At 59.9% G+C, this 17,881-nt stretch carries 19 protein-coding genes and 1 other RNA gene; 3 read left to right on the forward strand and 17 right to left on the reverse strand.

Annotated elements, in window-relative coordinates; all coding sequences use genetic code 11:
* Positions 1-5 precede the first annotated feature (5 nt).
* The 8 genes from EL18_RS11560 to EL18_RS11595 all read right to left on the reverse strand — a co-directional run bounded on the left by EL18_RS11560 (position 6) and on the right by EL18_RS11595 (position 8,909).
* On the reverse strand, positions 6-773 hold the full coding sequence (locus tag EL18_RS11560) for a molybdopterin-synthase adenylyltransferase MoeB (protein WP_036483156.1): 768 nt from the start codon (positions 771-773) through the stop codon (positions 6-8).
* A complete protein-coding gene (recF, locus tag EL18_RS11565) occupies positions 770-1,945 on the reverse strand; it encodes a DNA replication/repair protein RecF (protein WP_051914067.1) in 1,176 nt (391 codons plus the stop codon). Before recF ends, EL18_RS11560 begins: the two co-directional genes overlap by 4 nt.
* Positions 1,942-3,060 (reverse strand): DNA polymerase III subunit beta, encoded by a 1,119-nt coding sequence (dnaN, locus tag EL18_RS11570; protein ID WP_036483158.1) that lies wholly within the window; start codon positions 3,058-3,060, stop codon positions 1,942-1,944. The genes recF and dnaN overlap by 4 nt, the downstream gene beginning before the upstream one ends.
* A gap of 201 nt (positions 3,061-3,261) precedes the next feature.
* Positions 3,262-4,731: a chromosomal replication initiator protein DnaA gene (gene dnaA, locus EL18_RS11575; protein WP_425277140.1), complete on the reverse strand. Its 1,470-nt coding sequence runs from the start codon at positions 4,729-4,731 to the stop codon at positions 3,262-3,264.
* Positions 4,732-5,579: 848 nt separating this feature from the next.
* Positions 5,580-5,846, reverse strand: coding sequence for a 30S ribosomal protein S20 (gene rpsT / locus EL18_RS11580; protein WP_036483162.1), 267 nt, complete (start codon positions 5,844-5,846; stop codon positions 5,580-5,582).
* Between the two features lie 142 nt (positions 5,847-5,988).
* On the reverse strand, positions 5,989-6,762 hold the full coding sequence (locus EL18_RS11585) for an enoyl-CoA hydratase (protein WP_036483164.1): 774 nt from the start codon (positions 6,760-6,762) through the stop codon (positions 5,989-5,991).
* A 34-nt stretch (positions 6,763-6,796) separates the two neighbouring features.
* Positions 6,797-7,690, reverse strand: coding sequence for a bifunctional DNA-formamidopyrimidine glycosylase/DNA-(apurinic or apyrimidinic site) lyase (gene mutM / locus EL18_RS11590; protein WP_036483165.1), 894 nt, complete (start codon positions 7,688-7,690; stop codon positions 6,797-6,799).
* Positions 7,683-8,909: a phosphopentomutase gene (locus EL18_RS11595; protein ID WP_036483166.1), complete on the reverse strand. Its 1,227-nt coding sequence runs from the start codon at positions 8,907-8,909 to the stop codon at positions 7,683-7,685. Before EL18_RS11595 ends, mutM begins: the two co-directional genes overlap by 8 nt.
* Positions 8,910-9,081: 172 nt before the next feature.
* Between EL18_RS11595 and EL18_RS11600 the strand changes: the two genes are divergently transcribed.
* A complete protein-coding gene (locus tag EL18_RS11600; protein ID WP_161781995.1) occupies positions 9,082-9,984 on the forward strand; it encodes a phosphate/phosphite/phosphonate ABC transporter substrate-binding protein in 903 nt (300 codons plus the stop codon).
* A 9-nt stretch (positions 9,985-9,993) separates the two neighbouring features.
* Here the strand turns inward: EL18_RS11600 and EL18_RS11605 are convergent, their stop codons facing one another.
* From EL18_RS11605 to EL18_RS11615, 3 genes are all read right to left on the reverse strand, one after another.
* The gene (locus EL18_RS11605) at positions 9,994-10,620 is read right to left on the reverse strand and encodes a TadE/TadG family type IV pilus assembly protein (protein ID WP_244444559.1); all 627 of its coding nucleotides are present in this window, start codon (positions 10,618-10,620) and stop codon (positions 9,994-9,996) included.
* Positions 10,621-10,643: 23 nt separating this feature from the next.
* On the reverse strand, positions 10,644-11,216 hold the full coding sequence (locus EL18_RS11610; protein ID WP_036483169.1) for a TadE/TadG family type IV pilus assembly protein: 573 nt from the start codon (positions 11,214-11,216) through the stop codon (positions 10,644-10,646).
* Positions 11,217-11,339: 123 nt separating this feature from the next.
* The gene (locus tag EL18_RS11615) at positions 11,340-11,759 is read right to left on the reverse strand and encodes a pilus assembly protein N-terminal domain-containing protein (RefSeq protein WP_036483171.1); all 420 of its coding nucleotides are present in this window, start codon (positions 11,757-11,759) and stop codon (positions 11,340-11,342) included.
* 322 nt (positions 11,760-12,081) lie between these two features.
* Between EL18_RS11615 and EL18_RS17600 the strand changes: the two genes are divergently transcribed.
* Positions 12,082-12,258, forward strand: coding sequence for a Flp family type IVb pilin (locus EL18_RS17600; protein WP_081871167.1), 177 nt, complete (start codon positions 12,082-12,084; stop codon positions 12,256-12,258).
* Between the two features lie 74 nt (positions 12,259-12,332).
* The gene (locus EL18_RS11620) at positions 12,333-12,851 is read left to right on the forward strand and encodes an A24 family peptidase (RefSeq protein ID WP_036483173.1); all 519 of its coding nucleotides are present in this window, start codon (positions 12,333-12,335) and stop codon (positions 12,849-12,851) included.
* Between the two features lie 79 nt (positions 12,852-12,930).
* Here the strand turns inward: EL18_RS11620 and EL18_RS11625 are convergent, their stop codons facing one another.
* The 6 genes from EL18_RS11625 to ffs form a co-directional block, all read right to left on the reverse strand.
* Entirely contained in the window at positions 12,931-13,344 is a 414-nt protein-coding gene (locus tag EL18_RS11625; RefSeq protein ID WP_051914071.1) for a Kazal-type serine protease inhibitor domain-containing protein, read from the reverse strand.
* A 62-nt stretch (positions 13,345-13,406) separates the two neighbouring features.
* Positions 13,407-14,651: a lytic murein transglycosylase gene (locus tag EL18_RS11630; RefSeq protein WP_036483175.1), complete on the reverse strand. Its 1,245-nt coding sequence runs from the start codon at positions 14,649-14,651 to the stop codon at positions 13,407-13,409.
* A 15-nt stretch (positions 14,652-14,666) separates the two neighbouring features.
* Positions 14,667-15,275: a recombination mediator RecR gene (gene recR, locus EL18_RS17825; RefSeq protein WP_036483176.1), complete on the reverse strand. Its 609-nt coding sequence runs from the start codon at positions 15,273-15,275 to the stop codon at positions 14,667-14,669.
* A 90-nt stretch (positions 15,276-15,365) separates the two neighbouring features.
* The gene (locus EL18_RS17830; RefSeq protein ID WP_036483179.1) at positions 15,366-15,689 is read right to left on the reverse strand and encodes a YbaB/EbfC family nucleoid-associated protein; all 324 of its coding nucleotides are present in this window, start codon (positions 15,687-15,689) and stop codon (positions 15,366-15,368) included.
* A gap of 25 nt (positions 15,690-15,714) precedes the next feature.
* Positions 15,715-17,535 carry a DNA polymerase III subunit gamma/tau gene (locus tag EL18_RS11645; RefSeq protein ID WP_036483182.1) on the reverse strand — a complete coding sequence of 607 codons (1,821 nt, stop codon included), beginning with the start codon at positions 17,533-17,535 and terminating at the stop codon, positions 15,715-15,717.
* A 109-nt stretch (positions 17,536-17,644) separates the two neighbouring features.
* An RNA gene (gene ffs, locus EL18_RS17610) (signal recognition particle sRNA small type) lies at positions 17,645-17,742 on the reverse strand.
* Between the last annotated feature and the right edge of the window lie 139 nt (positions 17,743-17,881).

Raw genomic sequence — 17,881 nt, forward strand, 5'->3', positions numbered from 1 at the left:
CGCAATCACTGCGCAGAAGAATAGCTGATCGTCTCGAAACGTGCGGCAAGCGCGTCATATAGGAGCAGCCGCCCGATCAGCGGCTCACCGATGCCGGTCACGAGCTTGATGACTTCCATGGCCTGCAGCGAGCCCATGACACCGGTCAACGCGCCCACGATGCCCGCTTCCGCGCAACTTGGCACGGTGCCTGCCGGTGGCGGTTCGGGAAACAGGTCGCGATAGGAGGGCCGCTGTCTGCCCGTCTCGTCCTTTTCGTAGGGCTTCAACACCGTCAGGGAACCATCGAACCGACCGACAGCACTTGTCACGAGCGGCCTTTTTTCCGCAGCGCATGTATCGGCGAGGAGGTAGCGCGTGTGGAAATTGTCGGAACCATCGACCACTACATCGTATCCACGCACCAGATCAGCCACATTGACATCGCCAAGCCGCAGATCGTGGGCGATAAGGCTGACATGCGGGTTGAGCCGTGCAACAGCCCTGGCCGCACTTTCCACCTTCTTCTCACCCACGGCAGCAGTGTCGTGCAGGACCTGTCGTTGAAGATTTGAGAGTGAAACCACGTCGTCATCGACAACGCCGATCGTGCCCAGGCCGGCAGCGGCAAGATACATGATCACCGGCGCACCAAGGCCGCCGGCACCCAGCACCAGAACCCGCGCGCGCTTCATCTTCTGCTGCCCTGCCCCGCCGATTTCCGGCAGAACGATATGGCGCGCGTAGCGCTCCAGTTCTTGCGGGCTCAGGGTAGCATTGCTGCTTTCGCTCATGAGCGGTCCTCCGTCACGCTGCCGCCTGCAACTTTCAGGAACATTGCCTTGCCTGCCAGACTGTCGAACAGGCTCTCTTCCGTCCCCGTCATGAATGCCTGACAGTTGATCTCGTCAAGGATCGCAAAAAGTGCGGCTCTACGATCGGCGTCGAAATGCGCGGAGATCTCGTCCAGCAACAATATGGGCGCCGTGCCCGACATTTCGGCGATGAGGCGTGCATGGGCCAGGACAAGTCCCAGAAGCAGCGCCTTCTGCTCGCCGGTCGAACAGCGCTCGGCAGGCATGTCTTTCGGCTCGTGGCGCACCAGAAGCTCCGTGCGATGCGGCCCTTCCAATGTTCTTCCAGCCGCGCGGTCGCGCCAGCGGCCCTCTGCAAGGCGCGCGCGGAAATCCTCCTCCACATCAACAGCCGGTCGTTCACCGATCTGCGCATCCACCGGCCCTTCAAGCGCCAGAAGCGCCTTGGGAAAGGCGCCATCGGCGGGCAGGCGCGCTATCATGGCCGTGAGCAGGCGGATCATTTCGGCGCGGGCAGCTGCGATCGCGACCCCCGTTTCCGCCATCTGCGTCTCGATTGCCGCGAACCAGGCGTCATCGCGAACCTCGTCTGCCAGCAGGCGGTTGCGCTGACGCATGGCCTTCTCATAATCGAGCGTGCGCCGGCCATGGGTGGGGTCGATTGCCAGAACGAGGCGATCGAGAAAACGCCTGCGATCAGCAGCAGGGCCGGTGAACAGCGTGTCCATGGCGGGTGTCACCCACAGGACGCGCAGATATTCCAGCAGCACATCCGCATTGCGCGAAGGCTCGCCATTGATGCGCACACGCCGCCCGCTTTCGCCTTCGCCTGCACCCAAAGTACCCGTACCGATGGCACACCCGTCGAAGGGCCCGTGAAGCGTTGCATGGACTGCGAATCCGCTGGCAGCGCCAACGCGTGCCACCTCTTCAAGGGTAGCACGGCGCAATCCTCTGCCCGGAGAGAGAAAGGACACCGCTTCCAGAAGGTTGGTCTTGCCGGCGCCGTTCTGCCCCGTCAGCACGACAGGACCAGGCCGGAGCGCCAGCGACAGCGACTGGTAGTTTCTGAAGTCGGTCAGCGCCAGGCGGGAGAGATGAACCTGCTCTGGCCGCCTCGCCTGCTGATCCTGCGCGGGCCTGTCCGTCACACCCGCATCGGCATCAGGACGTAGAGCGTCGCGGTGTCGGACGTGTCCTGAATGATCGTCGGCGAACCGGCATCCGCCAGCAGGAACTTTGCATCGGAGCCGGACAGCTGGCCTGCGACATCGAGCAGGTAGCGCGCATTGAAACCGATCTCGATCGGGTCGGATTCGTAGCCTGCGGGAATTTCTTCCGTTGCGCTGCCAGAATCGGGATTGTTGACGGTGAGTGTCACCTGTCCTTCGGCGATCGAGAGCTTCACCGCACGGCCACGTTCGGAGGAAACCGTCGAGACGCGGTCCACTGCTGCCGAGAAGCTCTGGCGGTCGATGACCAGTTCCTTGTCGTTGCCGGTCGGGATCACGCGCTGGTAGTCGGGGAAAGTGCCGTCGATCAGCTTCGAGGTCAAAATGATCGCGCCGATGGTGAAGCGGATCTTGGTGTCGGAAAGCTCGACCGTGACAGCAATGTCGGGATCATCGACAAGCTTCTGCAGCTCACCCACGGTCTTGCGCGGGATGATGATGCCGGGCATGCCCTCGCAGCCGGCTGGCGCCTCGATCTCCGCCCTTGCGAGACGGTGTCCATCGGTAGCCACGGACCGAAGCTTGAGCTTTCCGTCCACTTCCACGGCGTGGAAGTAGATGCCGTTGAGATAGTACCGGGTCTCTTCGGTCGAGATCGCGAACTGCGTCTTGTCGATCAGATCGCGAAGATCCGACGATTCCATGCGGAACATGTGCGAGAAACCGCTGGCTGCAAGCTCGGGGAAATCGGCCTTGGGCAGGCATTGCAGGCGGAAAGAGGAGCGACCGGCAGCAACCGCCATCGCGTTTCCGCTCTCGTCGAGCTTGAGCATGACTTCCGAGCCATCGGGCAACTTGCGCACGATGTCATGCAGCAGATGCGCGGGAACCGTCGTGGCGCCGCCCTGCTCGACATTGGCGGCAGTGGCTTCCGTCACTGACAGGTCCAGATCGGTCGCCTTGAGTTCAAGGCTCTGCCCCTCGGCGGACAGCAGCACATTGGACAGGATCGGGATCGTGTTGCGCCGCTCGACCACGCGATAGACGTGGCTCAGGGATTTCAGAAGATTAGAGCGTTCCAGAATTACGCGCATGACCAGTCAATCTCGCCCTGTGAAAAATGCTCGGCCGGGCCGGAACGGCCCGCTTGCAGCGCACCGGACGGCACGCCGAATTTCGCTGCAAACTGACAGGAAATAAGAACGAAAGGCAAGCCCGCGCAAGTCGCGCAGGCTTCTGCCGCTTCGTTTCTGGGGAAAAGCCGGGGTGCCGTTTCAGCACCTCGGCTTGAAGCGTCAGGCCTGATCGCTGATCAGACGCTTCAGAAGCTCTATTTCCTGTGCCAGCTGTCCGTCGTCGCTCGACAGCCCCTCGATCTTGCGCACGGCGTGGAGCACCGTGGTGTGATCGCGTCCACCGAAGCGCCGGCCGATCTCCGGCAGCGAGCGCGGGGTGAGCACCTTGGACAGATACATGGCCACCTGGCGCGGCTTGACGATAGTGCGGGTGCGGCGGTTCGACAGAAGCTCCGTCTTCGACACATTGTAGTGACGTGCCACGATCCGCTGGATGTCCTCGATGCGCACGCGCTTGGGCTCACCTGCGCGGCAGACAGGCCCGAGGATCTCGTCGATGCGCTCAAGCGTGATCTGCGGCTCGAAGGAATGACGGAAGACCAGCTGGTTGAATGCACCCTCGAGTTCACGTCCGCTGCCGGTGACGGTGCGCGCCACGTGTTCGAGAACCTCGTCGGGAATATCCAGCGAATTGTCTTCGGTCTTCGCCGCGGCGAGTCGCTGCTTGAGCATGGCCAGGCGCAGCTCGTAGTCAGGTGCCGCGATTTCCAGAGACACACCGCCATTCAGCCGCGACTTCACGCGTGGCTCGAGCGATTCCAGCTCGGAAGCCGGACGGTCGGCAGCAACCACGACCTGCTTGGCGCTGTCGAGCAGCATGTTCAAGAGGTGGCAGAACTCGTTCTGGATCGACTTGCCCTGCAGGAACTGCATGTCGTCGATGATCAGAAGATCGATGTCGCGCAGCTGCTCCTTCAGGGTCAGCGCATTGTTGTCGCGGATCGCGGTCGCAAAGCGCCACATGAAATATTCCGCCGTCAGATAGACGACGCGAGCCTGCGGGCGACGCTCCAGCGAGGCAGCGGCAATGGCCTGCAGGATGTGGGTTTTGCCCAGGCCGACCGAGGCATGCAGGAAGAGCGGGTTGAAGCGCGCTGCAGCGGATGCGGATTCTGCGACAGTTCGCGCAGCGGCACAGGCAACGCGGTTGGACCCGCCTTCGATGAAGGATTCAAAAGTGTAGCGGCTGTCGAGGGGCGAGCCGAAGATGTTCGGGCGTGCAGACTGCTCCGCACGCGCAACCGGCGCTGCAGGGGCGCGATCGGTGCGGGTGTTGGGCAGGTTGTTCGCGCCAAGAGCCGTCTGCGGCTGTGACATCACCTTGCGGGTCGTTGCCTGCTTGGCGTCGCTGCGGGGTGCGGTGTGGCGGGTAGCCGTGCGCACCACGACCTCCACCTTGAGCACGGACTTGTCTTCACGCTGCCAAAGCTCGGTGATCAGGTCGAGATAGTGACCATTGATCCAGGAGCGCAGAAATGCCGTGGGAACCGAGATGCGCACGAGACCCTTCGAGGCCTCCGCCACCTTCATGCGACCGAACCAGCTCGAATAGACTTCAGTGCCCAGACGCGCCTTGAGCTGCGCCCTCACACGCTCGAAGACTGCTTCTGCATCTGCCGCCCCGTTCATTCCGTCGCCCTGCTTTTCTGCCTTGTTATAAGAGAACCCGCCCTCAGTCTCTCTTTCAGCGCCGCTTTGCATCCCTGTATCCCTGCTTCTTATAAAAGTCCTGAGATGGCTTTTCGCCAATCATCCCCGTGATCATGCCGCGAACGGCATCACCCAAATCGTCTCATTCCTCGCATCGTCAACCTCTATTCCCCTGCCGTCAGGCACGCAGAAGCTGCTTCCGGCGTCAACCAGAACGCGAATTTCCTCATTTTCAAAGCGTACCTATACGACCCCAACCCACATTCGTGAGCGCAAAACTTCTCCGTTGCGTGACCATATGACCACGCCACAACCCTCGCCTTTTTCTGGCTGTTTTTTCAGGCCACGGGCCTGCGCTCTCGATGAACAGACATTACCGAAAACCCTGTGGAAAGGGCAAGTATGTGGCTAACGCTTTTTTGGCTGAATCTTCTCATTGCGCGGCTCGTGAAATGCAACTTTTAGGCGCTTAGCACCAATAACCCTTTTGGATTCAAGGCCCTTTTCAAATCGTGACCTTCAGACAGCCAATCTGCAAAAAAATCTTAAAAAAGAGGCTTGACTCTGAGGGAGGTCACAGAGCGGTGCATGACTGTGCATCGGCTGTGGATAAACCTTAGCAAGCTTCTGTTATTGCTGTCTTATTTGGAATGAAGACGTTTTCGAAAGTGAGTCTTTAAGACAAGGTTCCTAGAGACTCGGATTAATATGCCAACAAAACAAACACCGAAAGCGCCGTCACGCCTGGAGCGTGGCGACGGGCAACTGGTTGAAGGCAAAGAAAAACCCGGCACCAGGCCGGGCTATTCGTCACACTTGAACACCAATCAGGCGTTCAGAGCCTTTACACGCTGTGCGAGTCGGGAAACCTTCCGCGAAGCGGTGTTCTTGTGCAGAACGCCCTTGGTAGCAGCGCGCATCAGCTCCGGCTGTGCAGCCTTGAAAGCTTCCTGTGCAGCCGTCTTGTCACCAGCGACCAGCGCTTCCTCGACCTTGCGCACGAAGGTGCGCACGCGCGAGCGACGGTTCTTGTTAACCGCAGTACGGCGGGCAATCTTGCGAACCGCCTTCTTGGCCGAAGTCGTATTGGCCATTAGGACCTCTCTCGTTCATCTGTCGCAACCGATCGGTGTCTCACCAGTCAGGTCGCATTATCGGGAAAACAAAAAGGGCAGCCAGCGGCCACCTCAGTCGGGCGGCTTATAGTTCACTCCCGACTGCGCGTCAACGATTGTCTTACCGGTTCTTGAATTGAGCCGTTCGCTTTTCGCTGAAAGCGGCCATGCCCTCTTTCTGATCATCCAGCGCGAACATGGCATGAAAGACCCGTCGCTCGAAGCGCACGCCTTCGGAGAGCGTCGTTTCATAGGCGCGGTTGACCGCTTCCTTGGTCATCATCACGGCCGGCATGGAGAATTCGGCAATCTTGCCGGCGACTTTCAAGGCCTCCTCCAGCAGTTCGCCCGCTGGCACGATGCGCGAGACGAGGCCACTTCTCTCTGCCTCTTCGGCATCCATCATGCGGCCGGTCAGGCACATTTCCATGGCCTTGGACTTCCCCACGAAGCGGGTGAGACGCTGCGAGCCACCCATACCGGGCATGACGCCGATCGTGATTTCGGGCTGGCCGAAGCGGGCATTGTCGGCCGCGATGATGAAGTCGCACATCATGGCCAGTTCACATCCGCCGCCCAGGGCGTAGCCGGCAACCGCAGCAATAATCGGCTTGCGCACACGTGTCAGTGCATCCCAGTCGGAGAACATGTCCTCCATATAGGTCTCGATATAGGTCTTAGGCTGCATCTCCTTGATGTCAGCGCCCGCCGCGAACGCCTTCTCGGAACCGGTGATGACGATAGCGCCGATCTTGGCATTTTCATCGAAGGCCTTCGCAGCGCGGACGATCTCGTCCTGCACCTGTGCATTGAGCGCATTCAGCGCTTTTGGCCGGTCGAGGGTAATCAGACCAACGCGGCCGCGGGTCTCTACCAGGATCGTTTCATATGCCATGGAAGTCCTCTCTCATTGCTGCGCTCATGGTTAGCTAACGCTGGCAGGACGGGCAATAGAAAGTGGAGCGGCCGTTCTGCACAACCCGTTTGACTGTGCCGTCGCAGGCTTCCCGCGGGCAGGCAACATTCTCACGGTCATAGACACGGAAGTTGTGTTGGAAATAGCCCAACGACCCGTCCGTTTGGGCATGGTCCCGCAAGGTCGAGCCGCCTGAGGCAATGGCTTCGGCGATCACCTCACCTATCGCAGCCGCCAACCGCTCGGCGCGCGGCGTGGGCTTACCTGCCTTAGTGACCAGTGTCTCCGCCTTGCGCCGTGGTGACAGGCCGGCCCGCCAGAGTGCCTCGCATACATAGATATTTCCAAGACCTGCGATCAGACGCTGGTTCATCAGGGCCGCTTTCAGTGTTGTTGTTCGCTGCGCGAACATGGTTGCCAATGCTTGGGCCGACAGCGCATTGCCCGTGGGCTCAAGCCCGAGATGGACAAGCAATGGATGTTCGCTGAGCTCCGCTTCATCTGCAGTCAATATGAAACCGAACCGGCGTGGATCATTGTAGACAACCCGCAACGGCGCGCCGTCAAAAGAACGCAGATGGAAGATCACATGGTCGTGTTTCTCATCGCGCGAGCGAACCATATGGAAGTCGCCCGGCACATGATCATCGTCGGCATACTGGACGCGGAAGGAGCCGGACATGCCCAGATGACAGATCAGAACCTGCCCGTTCTCCAGATGGATCAGCAGATATTTAGCGCGTCTGGAAAGAGCCGAGATCTTCTGGCCTGCAACCGAGTCCGCAAGGCCCGGCGGAAAGGGAAATCTCAAGTCAGGTCGCCGAAGCTCCAACCGCTCAAGGTGCGCATCCTGCATGGCAGGCTCCAGTCCTCGTCGGACCGTCTCAACCTCGGGAAGCTCAGGCATCTGGCGACTTCAGAAAGGATCGACCATGGCGGCCTGGGGCGAGCCCAAGATGTTCGGCCAGCGTTTCGCCAATATCGGAAAAGCTGGCGCGCATCCCGCGGGAACCCGGCGTGATATTCGGACCGACACCCAGGACAGGCACCTGCTCGCGCGTATGGTCGCTGCCCCGCCATGTAGGGTCACAACCGTGGTCGGCAGTCAGTAAGAGAAGATCGCCGCCCCGCAGCAGTTCAATTGCCTCCGGCAGGCGCCGATCAAATGCCTCGAGCGCTGCCGCATATCCCGCAACATCGCGCCTGTGCCCATAAAGCGAGTCGAAGTCGACGAAATTGGCAAACACGAGATCGCCGTCTCCAGCGTCTTTCATGGCTTGCAGGCTTGCATCGAAAAGCGCGTCGTTCCCCGACGCCTTGTAGAGCCTTCCCACACCCTGATGCGCGAATATGTCGCCAATCTTGCCGACCGCGCGTACCGTTCCCCCGGCATCGGTGACACGGTCCAGCAGTGTTGGCTCAGGCGGAGGCACGGAATAATCGCGCCGGTTGCCGGTCCGCTCGAAACGTTCGGCATTTTCACCGGTAAATGGTCGCGCAATCACGCGGCCGATCTTGTAGGGGTCAACCAATTCGCGCACGAGCTCGCACAGCGCGTAGAGCCGCTCGAGCCCGAAATGCTGTTCATGAGCTGCAATCTGATAAACGGAATCGGCTGAGGTGTAGCAGATCGGCTTTCCGGTGCGGACATGCTCCTCTCCCAGACGCGCTATGATTTCCGTTCCTGATGCGTGGCAGTCGCCCAGAATGCCCGGGAGTTTCCCCTGCTCGATCACCGCCTGCGTCAGCTCCTGAGGAAAAGTCGGGCTGGTATCGGGGAAATAACCCCATTCGAACGGCACCGGCACGCCGGCTATCTCCCAATGGCCGGAGGGTGTGTCCTTCCCGTTCGAGACTTCCTGTGCCGATGCATAGAGGCCAGCCGCACTTTCCGTATCCATCTTGATCCTGCCGGCTGCGATCTGTGCCGCAGCTTCAAGCCCCAGTTTGCCGAGATTCGGGAGATGGAGCGGCCCCTCGCGCAAACCTTCGCGGTCGGCCTTCCCTGCAGCGCAGGCAGCAGCGATATGACCATAGGTGTTCGCACCCTCGTCTCCGAACTGCACGGCATCGGGCGCATGGCCGACACCGAAGGAATCAAGAACGAAGAGGAAAGCGCGCGCCATGGCAAAGTTTCCGGAAACGAGGGTCGAGTTCGAACCCCTAAGTAGGCAGTGGCGGGAGACTTGGCAAACCACTTTGAAGCGCGACATGCTGCCTGTTGCACTCGAGATGATTAAGCCACCATAAAGTGTGGCCTCGATAAGATGATTTCGATGTCGACAGGAGCTTTTGAACTTGAAGCCACATTTTGCCTGCTCTCTGGCTGCTCTGGGCGCCTGCCTGGTCGTCGCGACGGGAGCCACTTCCGAACCGAAAAGCGATAACTGGCGTGAGGAGCTTTCAACCTTTCGGGTAGGGCTGGTGGAGGAGCATCCTCTGGCACAGGACCCGAACGCGATCGCGCGGGTCGAAAAGGCCTATTCCGACGCTTTGGGGCTGGAGGCCCGGATCTACGTCGCGCCCGACTACCAGCGCCTGATGCAGGCGCAGGCTGACGGCCGGGTGCTCTATGGCATCTACTCTGCCACCGCCTATGCGAAGGCAAGCCTCTTTTGCAATTGCGTGAAGGCATTCGTGGCGCCTCGCAGCGTGGACGGAGCCTCAGGCATCAGGAGCGTGCTCATCTTTCGAAAACCCGCTCCCGAAAGCATGGACGACATTGACGATTTCAGGATCGGCATCGGGCCGACAGACAACCTGACGGCCAATCTCCTCCCCATACGAAACATCGCTCCCGACGGGCTGCCGCTCTCGGGTGAGGAATCCTTCCTTACCAAGGCCGGCAGCGCCAGCGAACTTGAGCGCCTCTTCCTCAAGAAGGAGGTGGACGGGGTGTTCGGCTGGACGAGCGCAGGCGATGAAGAGCTAGCAGACGGGACCTTCAGCAGATTGCTTGAGCAGGGCACGACTGCGGATGAAAGCGAGATCATCTGGCAGTCCGAGACCATCCCGTTCGGGCCGCATGCCATGCGCAGCGACCTGCCGGAAGAGCTGTTCGATCTGGCGCAGGCTTTTCTGACGAAGTTGAAGGACGATGATATCGAGCTCTATGAGCTTCTCGAGCCCCTACGTCAGGGCGGGTTCAGCGAAGTGTCCCATGAGGACTACCGTCCGGTCATCGATGTGTTGGAGCGGTGAGGATGACGATCAGCAATCGCCGCAGGGCACTTCCGTGGACATGCGCGGGCGGAGATAGTAGCGCTCGCTCATATTGATGCTGTCAAAGGCGGCAACCAGACCGGTTGCTTTCTTGCCACTCGCCGACCAGGTGATGACCGGGGCATAATCAAGCGATGACTGGGCGCGGATCAGAAAGTTCCCCGGCACCATGAGAGCCTCCGGGATTTCGACCCTTGTACCCTTGTTCGGACCCTTGCCGAAGTTTCCATCCTTCATTCGACGCGACCAATCAACGAGAGCCTTGGGTGTCTTCTCATCGGTGATCTCGATCTGGATCACCTCGATCTCGATGTTCGAGCGACTATAAGGCTGGAGGATGGATTCCCCTATCTTCATGATCGCGTCTAGATCATTTCGGGTTACCGAATTGCTCTGGGTTACAAGGTCCGCCACCTGGCTCGCGACGCGACCAACCTTCTTGTTGGCGTCGATTGCCTGCGAGAATTCCATCGTCAAAAAATAGAGCGCCAGCATGACGGGCATGATGAAGGCGAACTCGATTGCCGCCACTCCGGCCGTTTCGCGACGAAAGCGCGATACGAGCCTGCGAAAAGCGCCGCAAGTTTCGCCTATGGCATTGAGCATCAACATCATTTCCTACTCCCGCCCCTGCCGGCCTAATTGAAAGGCTCGTTTCGCCAGGTATTGCTGGCGAACAACAGCGTCTTGCCATCAGGCAGGTTGGATACGCGCTTGCGCATGATGTCGGTAACCACCGGCCACCGATAGAAGACGCGAAGCATGTTTGGCGAAAGCGGACCTCCCGGATTTACATCGAAATCCGTCGTGTCGAGATCTCCGTTGGGGGTCCACTTGATCTTTTCTTTGGCTGCGGCTTCAAAGCTTGAATATTGCCTCAAATCGACTTCGAGACCCGGACATCCGGCGGAGACCAACAGTGAGATGCGATCGCAGATGAGAGATTGGATCTTGCCATCCTCGACATCCTCCAGCTTCAACTGACCGGTTCGTACCTGCCTTGCAATATCGGCCGTAGTATTCGCGATGAGCTGCTGCGCGGCGAAGGCGATACAGGATTCCAGGATTGCGAACAGAAGAAGGAAAAACGGGAAGGCGAGCATGGCGAATTCTATCGCCGCTACGCCATTGCGATCACGGTAGTATCGGCGCAGCAAAGCCATCGGCGTGATGCGCTGCCCGTTCCGGTTCTTGCCTACTGTGTTACCCATCGCCCCGGTCCTGTGGTCTTTCTAGCAGGGCATCATATGCGTGACGCGTTTATCTTAGGTTCTGCACGCGCTTCCAATTTTAAGGAATAACGCAAGTTTATGCTTACCCACGCGGCAGGTGCATCAGTTGCCGCCGAACTCCGCTTCCGACGCCCGTTCGGCCTCGGTCTTGAACGCACCCTCGCAGTAGGGCGTGCAGGAGAGGGTCTGTATGTCCGAGCGACGGAAAACGCGCACGGAATTGGCCGCCTGGCGCGAAACCGTCACCTGCTCGTCGACAATGGGTTGCCCATTTTCGTCGAGAACCACCATGTTGGTGACACCAAAGCCCCGACCGGTTAGCACGATCGTGTTCGCATCCTGAACGGTCGCATCGGCTATTTCAGGGTTGCCGATGATGACGGTGTCGGCTGCGCGGGCGAGCTTGACGATCTTCGCCTGATGCATGGTCACCCCTATGCCATTGGCCAGAGCCGAACCGGCAGAGACAACCAGAAGAGCGGCAACGGCCGCACTCTTTATATATAGAACAGTCTTCAACATTCGTGGCCACTCCCGCCAATGCCAGCCGCACGACCTTGAAGCCGCGCATCAGAACTCGAATGACATGATGCGGGAGAATGGTGAATCGGCAGTTAAACCGGCGTGATCCTTCCCATCCAGCTCATATTCGCCACTACTAAGTTTTTACCGACTTGTCCGGCACTTCGTTAACCACGGAAGCGGCATTGCGCGATTAGGAGTTCGGTAACCAGTTTTGTTAAGCCGGTTGCAAGGGCTCCCGCGTAGGTTGGCCTCATCCGATCGAGACAGAAGAAACTTCGACGGAAGTGCTGTTCAAACAACCTGGATTAGGAGTTCTCAAATGTCCAAGCTCTTCGCACGTTTCATGAAAGACGAGTCCGGCGCGACCGCCATTGAATATGGCCTGATCGCCGCTCTGATCGCAGTTGGTATCATCACGGCTGCCGGCCTTCTCGGTGACGAGATCGAAGCTACCTTTACCGACGTGACGACCGCACTCGAAGGTCGCAACAACTAAGCACAACAAGATGAGCCAGCCGCGCGCACTGTGTGCCGCGGCTGGTGTGTTTCAAAAATTGGTGCTTTCGAAGCATGCTCCAAGCCGCGATTTTCGTCATATTTCCATTCTGCATGGCATTCGCTGCTGTCAGCGACATGCTTTCCATGACGATTGCCAATCGCGTCTCGGCCTTCCTCATCCTTTCCTTTGCGATCCTGGCCCCGCTCACCGGTATGGAGTGGGCGCAATACGGGATGCATTTCGCGACCTTTGCGGCCTTGCTGGCCACCACATTCGCACTTTTCGCACTCGGCGGCATGGGCGGCGGTGATGCGAAACTGATCGCGGCGACCGGACTTTGGTTCGGTTTCTCTCCAGCCCTTGCCGAATATCTGATCTATTCGTCGCTTGCAGGCGGCGCACTGACGATGGCGATCCTCGTCTTCCGCAAATCAGGCATCAGCGTCATTGCAGGCAACAACCTCTTCCTGCGGCATTTCGCCGACAGTTCGGTGGGCGTGCCCTATGGCATCGCGCTCGGCCTTGGCGGCCTGATGGCTTTTTCGGGCTCTCCGCTTGTCGCCTGGGCTCTCGCCAGCCTTACGCACTAATCCCGATACTTCCCGGCAAATGAAAAGGCCGCAGCTGTTGCCGCGGCCCTGCTTTCCTTATGCGAGCGCGTGGACGCGCTTACCGGCATTCACCCCGGTGCAATACGCGGAAGTCCTGCGCGCGTGCCGAACAGGCATTGCCGAAGGTACGGATGCGGTTGCCGCGACGAGCGCAAACCGGTGCATATTCGCGGGTGCAAACGCGGTTCAGACGATCCGGCCGCTCCGACTGAGGCGGACGGCGGCGGCACTCGCCGGGATGGATCGGACGCCAGCCTTCAGCGCGTGCGGTGCAGGCATTTCCGAAAGTGCGCTGACGGTCCCCACGGACAGCGCAGACCGGCTCATATTGCTGGGTGCACATCTGCGGACGATCCGGACGTGGTGGCATCGGACGTACCGGCCCCTCGTCCACCACAACCGTACAGCTTGTGATGATGAATGCGGCTGCGGAAAGAACCGACAGCCTGATTGTGTTAGAGATCAGTGACAATGCTCATTCCCTCCGAAAAAGCCCGATAATGCCGAACCAACGGCGGGCTTGCAGGTTCCAAACTAGCGCAATCGTCCCAGAAGTTCACGATCAGGAAAGCAGGTGGTTAACACTTCCTGACGCTCCTGCCAGACACCGATTGAGCGCCGCGTCTTGAAACCCACCAAGCCATCGGCTCCGCCAACATCAAATCCCTGTGCCTCCAGACTGCGCTGCATGGTTGCCACCTGTCCCCGCGTCATGGCGTCTACCTTGCGCCACGGCGTCTGGAAGGTGATGTCGCCATACATGATCCGGTCGGCCGCATGACCGACAAAGAGAGCGTACAGATCGCTCTCATTATAGTCCTTTAAGCGATAGAAGTTCGGCGTGACGAGGAAGGCCGGGCCATAGCGGCCGGCAGGCAGCATCAGAAAGGCTTCGCCATTCAGTTCATGTGCGGGGAAGGCCTTGCCGCCGACACGGTTGATGCCGAAAGACTGCCACTCGCGAATGGTCCTTCCGCGATCGGGCCCTTCCAGAGCACAGGACACATTGTCCGGCAGCACCACTTCGAAACCCCAGTCACGCCCGCGCACCCAGCCATGCACCGCCAGGTAATTGGCGATGGAGGCCAGCGTATCGGCTTGCGAGCTCCAGATATCGGCACGCCCGTCGCCATCGCCATCGGCGGCAAATTTGAGATAGGAAGTCGGCATGAATTGCGGCTGTCCCATCGCGCCTGCCCATGACGACTTCATCTGGCGCGGATTGATGCCGGATTGCTGCACCATTTTCAGTGCAGCCAGTACTTCCGCGCGGAACATGTCCTTGCGGCGCGAGAGGAAGGCTTTCGTGCCCAGCACCTCAAAAGCGTCATGCGGGATCTTCGCGTTCCCAAAGCCGGATTCGCGTCCCCAGATGGCCAGAACGATACCGCGCGGCACGCCGTAGCGCTTCTCGATGGCGGCCAGAGTTGACGCATGGCGCGAGGCCATGCTGCGTCCACCGGAAACGACACCGCCAATATGCTGAAAATAGGCGGAAGGCGCGCGAAACTCCGCCTGGTGCTGTTTGCCGTCCACCGGCGCCTGCTTGCCGGGGATCTCCAGATCGGGCAGGTCAAGCTTCAGCCGCGTGCCCGCAAATGCCGCATTGAAGGTCGCCTGCGACACGCCTTGCGCGCGCGCAGCCGGCCACAGATCATTGGCCAGCCACTGGCGATACTGGTCTTCGAGCGAAGCCTTCGCCGGAGCGATGGCGGCAAGAACAGCAATGAAGGCGAGAAGCCCTGTCCTGAAGGACAGGCCAGGCAAGTTTTTCAGCATCCGGCACCCGTTTTGTCAGTCGAAGGCCGTGCGTGATTTCAAGGCTGCGGCCAGCGTTCCCTCGTCAAGATAGTCCAGTTCGCCGCCAACGGGAACGCCGTGAGCCAGGCGCGTCACCTTTACTTCAAAATCAGAGAGCTGGTCGGTGATGTAATGCGCCGTCGTCTGGCCCTCGACCGTGGCATTCACGGCAAGAATGATCTCGGAAACACCACCTTCTGCCACGCGGGAGACAAGGCTGCGTATGTTCAAATCATCGGGGCCCACGCCATCGAGCGGTGAAAGCGTGCCGCCGAGCACGTGGTAGCGCACATTCATGGCCGAAGCCCGCTCGAGCGCCCAGAGGTCAGACACGTCCTCCACAACGATCAGCGTCGCATCCTCACGCCGCGGATCGGTGCAGATGGTGCATGGATCACTGGTATCGACATTGCCGCAGCGCGTGCAGACCTTCACCTTCTCCGCCGCTTCCGCCATTGCGGCAGAAAGCGGAAAGAAGAGCTGCTCCTTCTTCTTGATCAGATGAAGCGCTGCCCGCCTGGCCGAACGCGGCCCAAGCCCCGGCACCTTGGCCAGAAGCTGGATCAGTCTTTCGATTTCGGGACCGGCGGTGGGTTTTGGCATGAGTCAGTAAGCAGTCGGTAGTGAGTAGTCGGTAGTGAAACGCGAGACGCCGCTACCCACTACTTACTACCAACTACCTACTAGTTCTCCTCAGAACGGCAACTTCATCCCCGGAGGGATCGGCAGTCCTGCCGTCATTTCCTGTGTCTTTTCCTGCATGGCTGCCTCGACCTTGGCCTTGGCGTCGTTATGCGCGGCGAGGATCAGGTCTTCGAGGATCTCGACATCGTCTTCCTTGAAGAGGGACGGATCAATTTCCAGCTTCTTCATCTCGAACTTGCCGGAAAGCGTTACCTTCACCGAACCGCCGGCCGCCTGGCCTTCGCCTTCCATCTGGGCGATTTCTTCCTGCATGGCCTGAAACTTGGCCTGCATTTCCTTCGCCTTGCTCATAAGACCCATCAGGTCGCGCATGGCTTATCTCCAGTCCTGCTTGAGTTCAGTCTTCATCGGCCTCGTCGGGATCGACAGGCACTTCGTCCTCGATCGCCGTTTCGGCTTCAACATCATCATCGGTGGCATCGGGGATGCGCACATCCAGCACCTTTGCACCGGGAAAGCTTTTCAGGATCGCAGCGACGGTCGGATCGGCCTTGGCATCGGCAATGACGGATTCGCGCCTGCTTGCCTCCTGATCGAAGAGCGTATCGCTACCCTCCTCGCGCGACAAGGTCACGATCCAGCGCCGGCCGGTCCAGTCCTTCAACCGGTTGGTGAGATCACCCAGAAGCGTTTTTGGCGCATCCTCGGTCAGATTGACCTCAAGCTTGCCCGGCTCGATCGAGACCAGTCGCACGCACCGCTTGAACTGCACCTTGAAGGCCATGTCCCGGTGCTTGTCGGCGAGGTTGGCAATGTCGGCCAGCGATTTCAGCGGAACCGCATCTGGTTGCGGCTCCGGCTCAGCCTGCGGTGCCGTGTGAAACTGCGGCGCCTGCTCGTCCTGCACAAGGCGCATGGTGCGCCCGTCGCTCGTGGTGGCCTGATAGTTCTGGCTCGCCACGGCCTGCGCACCGCCATTACCTGTATGGGCACCGCTGCCATTGCCGTTCAACCGCGGAGCTGGTGCGCCGCCTGCCGGCTGGTTCTCGATCTGCTTCAACGCCTCATCGAGCGTTGGCAGATTGGCGGCGTGAGCGAGCCTTATCAGCACCATTTCGGCCGCCGCGACCGGTCGGTTGGAATGTTGGACTTCCTGGATACCCTTCACCAGCATCTGCCAGGCGCGCGAGAGAACGCGTACCGACAGGCCTTGCGAAAACTCCAGCCCGCGCGTGCGCTCGTCAGGCGAAAGCGAGGCGTCATTGGCCGCTTCCGGCACGAAGCGGATGCGCGTGACGAGATGGTTGAACTCCGCCAGATCGGTCAGCACCGTCGCCGGATCGGCACCGGCGTCATACTGGTTGCGGAACTCTCCGAGTGCCGCAGCCACGTCGCCCTTCATCAGATGCTCGAACAGATCGATCACGCGGGCGCGGTCGGCCAGGCCCAGCATGTCGCGTACGGTTACAGCTGTCACCGCGCCGGAGGAATGAGCAATCGCCTGATCTAGTATGGAAAGCGAATCGCGCACCGAGCCCTCGGCCGCGCGTGCCACCATCGCCAGCGCCTCATCCTCGACACTCACACCTTCCTTGTCCGAAATACCCTTTAGATGCTCGGTCAGAAGGGCGGCATCCACCCGGCGCAGGTCGAAACGCTGACAGCGTGAGAGAACCGTGATCGGAACCTTGCGGATTTCGGTGGTGGCGAAGATGAATTTCACATGCGGCGGCGGCTCCTCAAGCGTCTTCAGCAAGCCGTTGAAGGCCTGCGTGGAGAGCATGTGGACCTCATCGATGATATAGACCTTGTAGCGCGCAGAAACCGGCGCGTAGCGCACCTGGTCGATGATCTCGCGAATATCATCGATGCCCGTATGCGAGGCAGCATCCATCTCGACCACGTCGACATGGCGGCCTTCCATGATGGCTTCGCAATGCTCGCCGGGAACGGTGAGATCGATGCTTGGCTGGTCGATCGTATCGGTCTTGTAGTTGAGGGCACGGGCGAGGATGCGGGCCGTCGTTGTCTTGCCCACACCGCGCACACCCGTCAGCATCCATGCCTGCGCGATGCGGCCGGTGGAGAACGCATTGGTGAGCGTTCGCACCATCGGCTCCTGGCCGATAAGCGTGGAGAAATCCTGCGGTCGGTATTTGCGCGCCAGCACCCGGTAGGCGGCAGTCTTGCCCTGTTCGCTCTGACCGGCGTCAGCCATGAAAAATGCGCGCTCCCGTGATCGACGAAAAGGCTTCGCCGCTTCTTGCCGCTCACAGTGTCCCTGTCGTGCGCGAACACGTCAAGACGAACCTCAAGCGAAATGGAAGGTGGGAGGCTGGCACGGTGACCCGTGCCGAGGCTCGTTAGGGCTGCTTCCTTCCGGACCTGACCCGGTTGGCGAGTGGCTCGTCCACCACCAACCTCCCGAGCCCCATATCGTCAATTCACGAACGGATTGCAAGGGGCTGTGATCGCGAGACGCAATGTCGCTTGCGACATCATGCCCATATTTCGCCACATAAACGAACCCATCATGGGCCTGCCCGGTGCGAACCAGCATTTCC

The sequence above is a fragment of the Nitratireductor basaltis genome, assembly GCF_000733725.1.
Taxonomy (GTDB): Bacteria; Pseudomonadota; Alphaproteobacteria; order Rhizobiales; family Rhizobiaceae; genus Chelativorans; species Chelativorans basaltis.

Bases quoted from the DNA above. Each gene is read 5' to 3' on its own strand.
- EL18_RS11615 (WP_036483171.1), bottom strand. From the start codon at position 11,759: ATGTTGAAGACTGTTCTATATATAAAGAGTGCGGCCGTTGCCGCTCTT.
- EL18_RS11585 (WP_036483164.1), bottom strand. From the start codon at position 6,762: ATGGCATATGAAACGATCCTGGTAGAGACCCGCGGCCGCGTTGGTCTG.
- rpsT (WP_036483162.1), bottom strand. From the start codon at position 5,846: ATGGCCAATACGACTTCGGCCAAGAAGGCGGTTCGCAAGATTGCCCGC.
- EL18_RS17600 (WP_081871167.1), top strand. From the start codon at position 12,082: ATGTCCAAGCTCTTCGCACGTTTCATGAAAGACGAGTCCGGCGCGACC.
- dnaN (WP_036483158.1), bottom strand. From the start codon at position 3,060: ATGCGCGTAATTCTGGAACGCTCTAATCTTCTGAAATCCCTGAGCCAC.
- EL18_RS11620 (WP_036483173.1), top strand. From the start codon at position 12,333: ATGCTCCAAGCCGCGATTTTCGTCATATTTCCATTCTGCATGGCATTC.
- EL18_RS17830 (WP_036483179.1), bottom strand. From the start codon at position 15,689: ATGCGCGACCTGATGGGTCTTATGAGCAAGGCGAAGGAAATGCAGGCC.
- EL18_RS11560 (WP_036483156.1), bottom strand. From the start codon at position 773: ATGAGCGAAAGCAGCAATGCTACCCTGAGCCCGCAAGAACTGGAGCGC.
- EL18_RS11630 (WP_036483175.1), bottom strand. From the start codon at position 14,651: ATGCTGAAAAACTTGCCTGGCCTGTCCTTCAGGACAGGGCTTCTCGCC.
- EL18_RS11610 (WP_036483169.1), bottom strand. From the start codon at position 11,216: ATGGGTAACACAGTAGGCAAGAACCGGAACGGGCAGCGCATCACGCCG.
- EL18_RS11645 (WP_036483182.1), bottom strand. From the start codon at position 17,535: ATGGCTGACGCCGGTCAGAGCGAACAGGGCAAGACTGCCGCCTACCGG.
- mutM (WP_036483165.1), bottom strand. From the start codon at position 7,690: ATGCCTGAGCTTCCCGAGGTTGAGACGGTCCGACGAGGACTGGAGCCT.
- dnaA (WP_425277140.1), bottom strand. From the start codon at position 4,731: ATGAACGGGGCGGCAGATGCAGAAGCAGTCTTCGAGCGTGTGAGGGCG.
- EL18_RS11605 (WP_244444559.1), bottom strand. From the start codon at position 10,620: ATGATGTTGATGCTCAATGCCATAGGCGAAACTTGCGGCGCTTTTCGC.
- recR (WP_036483176.1), bottom strand. From the start codon at position 15,275: ATGCCAAAACCCACCGCCGGTCCCGAAATCGAAAGACTGATCCAGCTT.
- EL18_RS11595 (WP_036483166.1), bottom strand. From the start codon at position 8,909: ATGGCGCGCGCTTTCCTCTTCGTTCTTGATTCCTTCGGTGTCGGCCAT.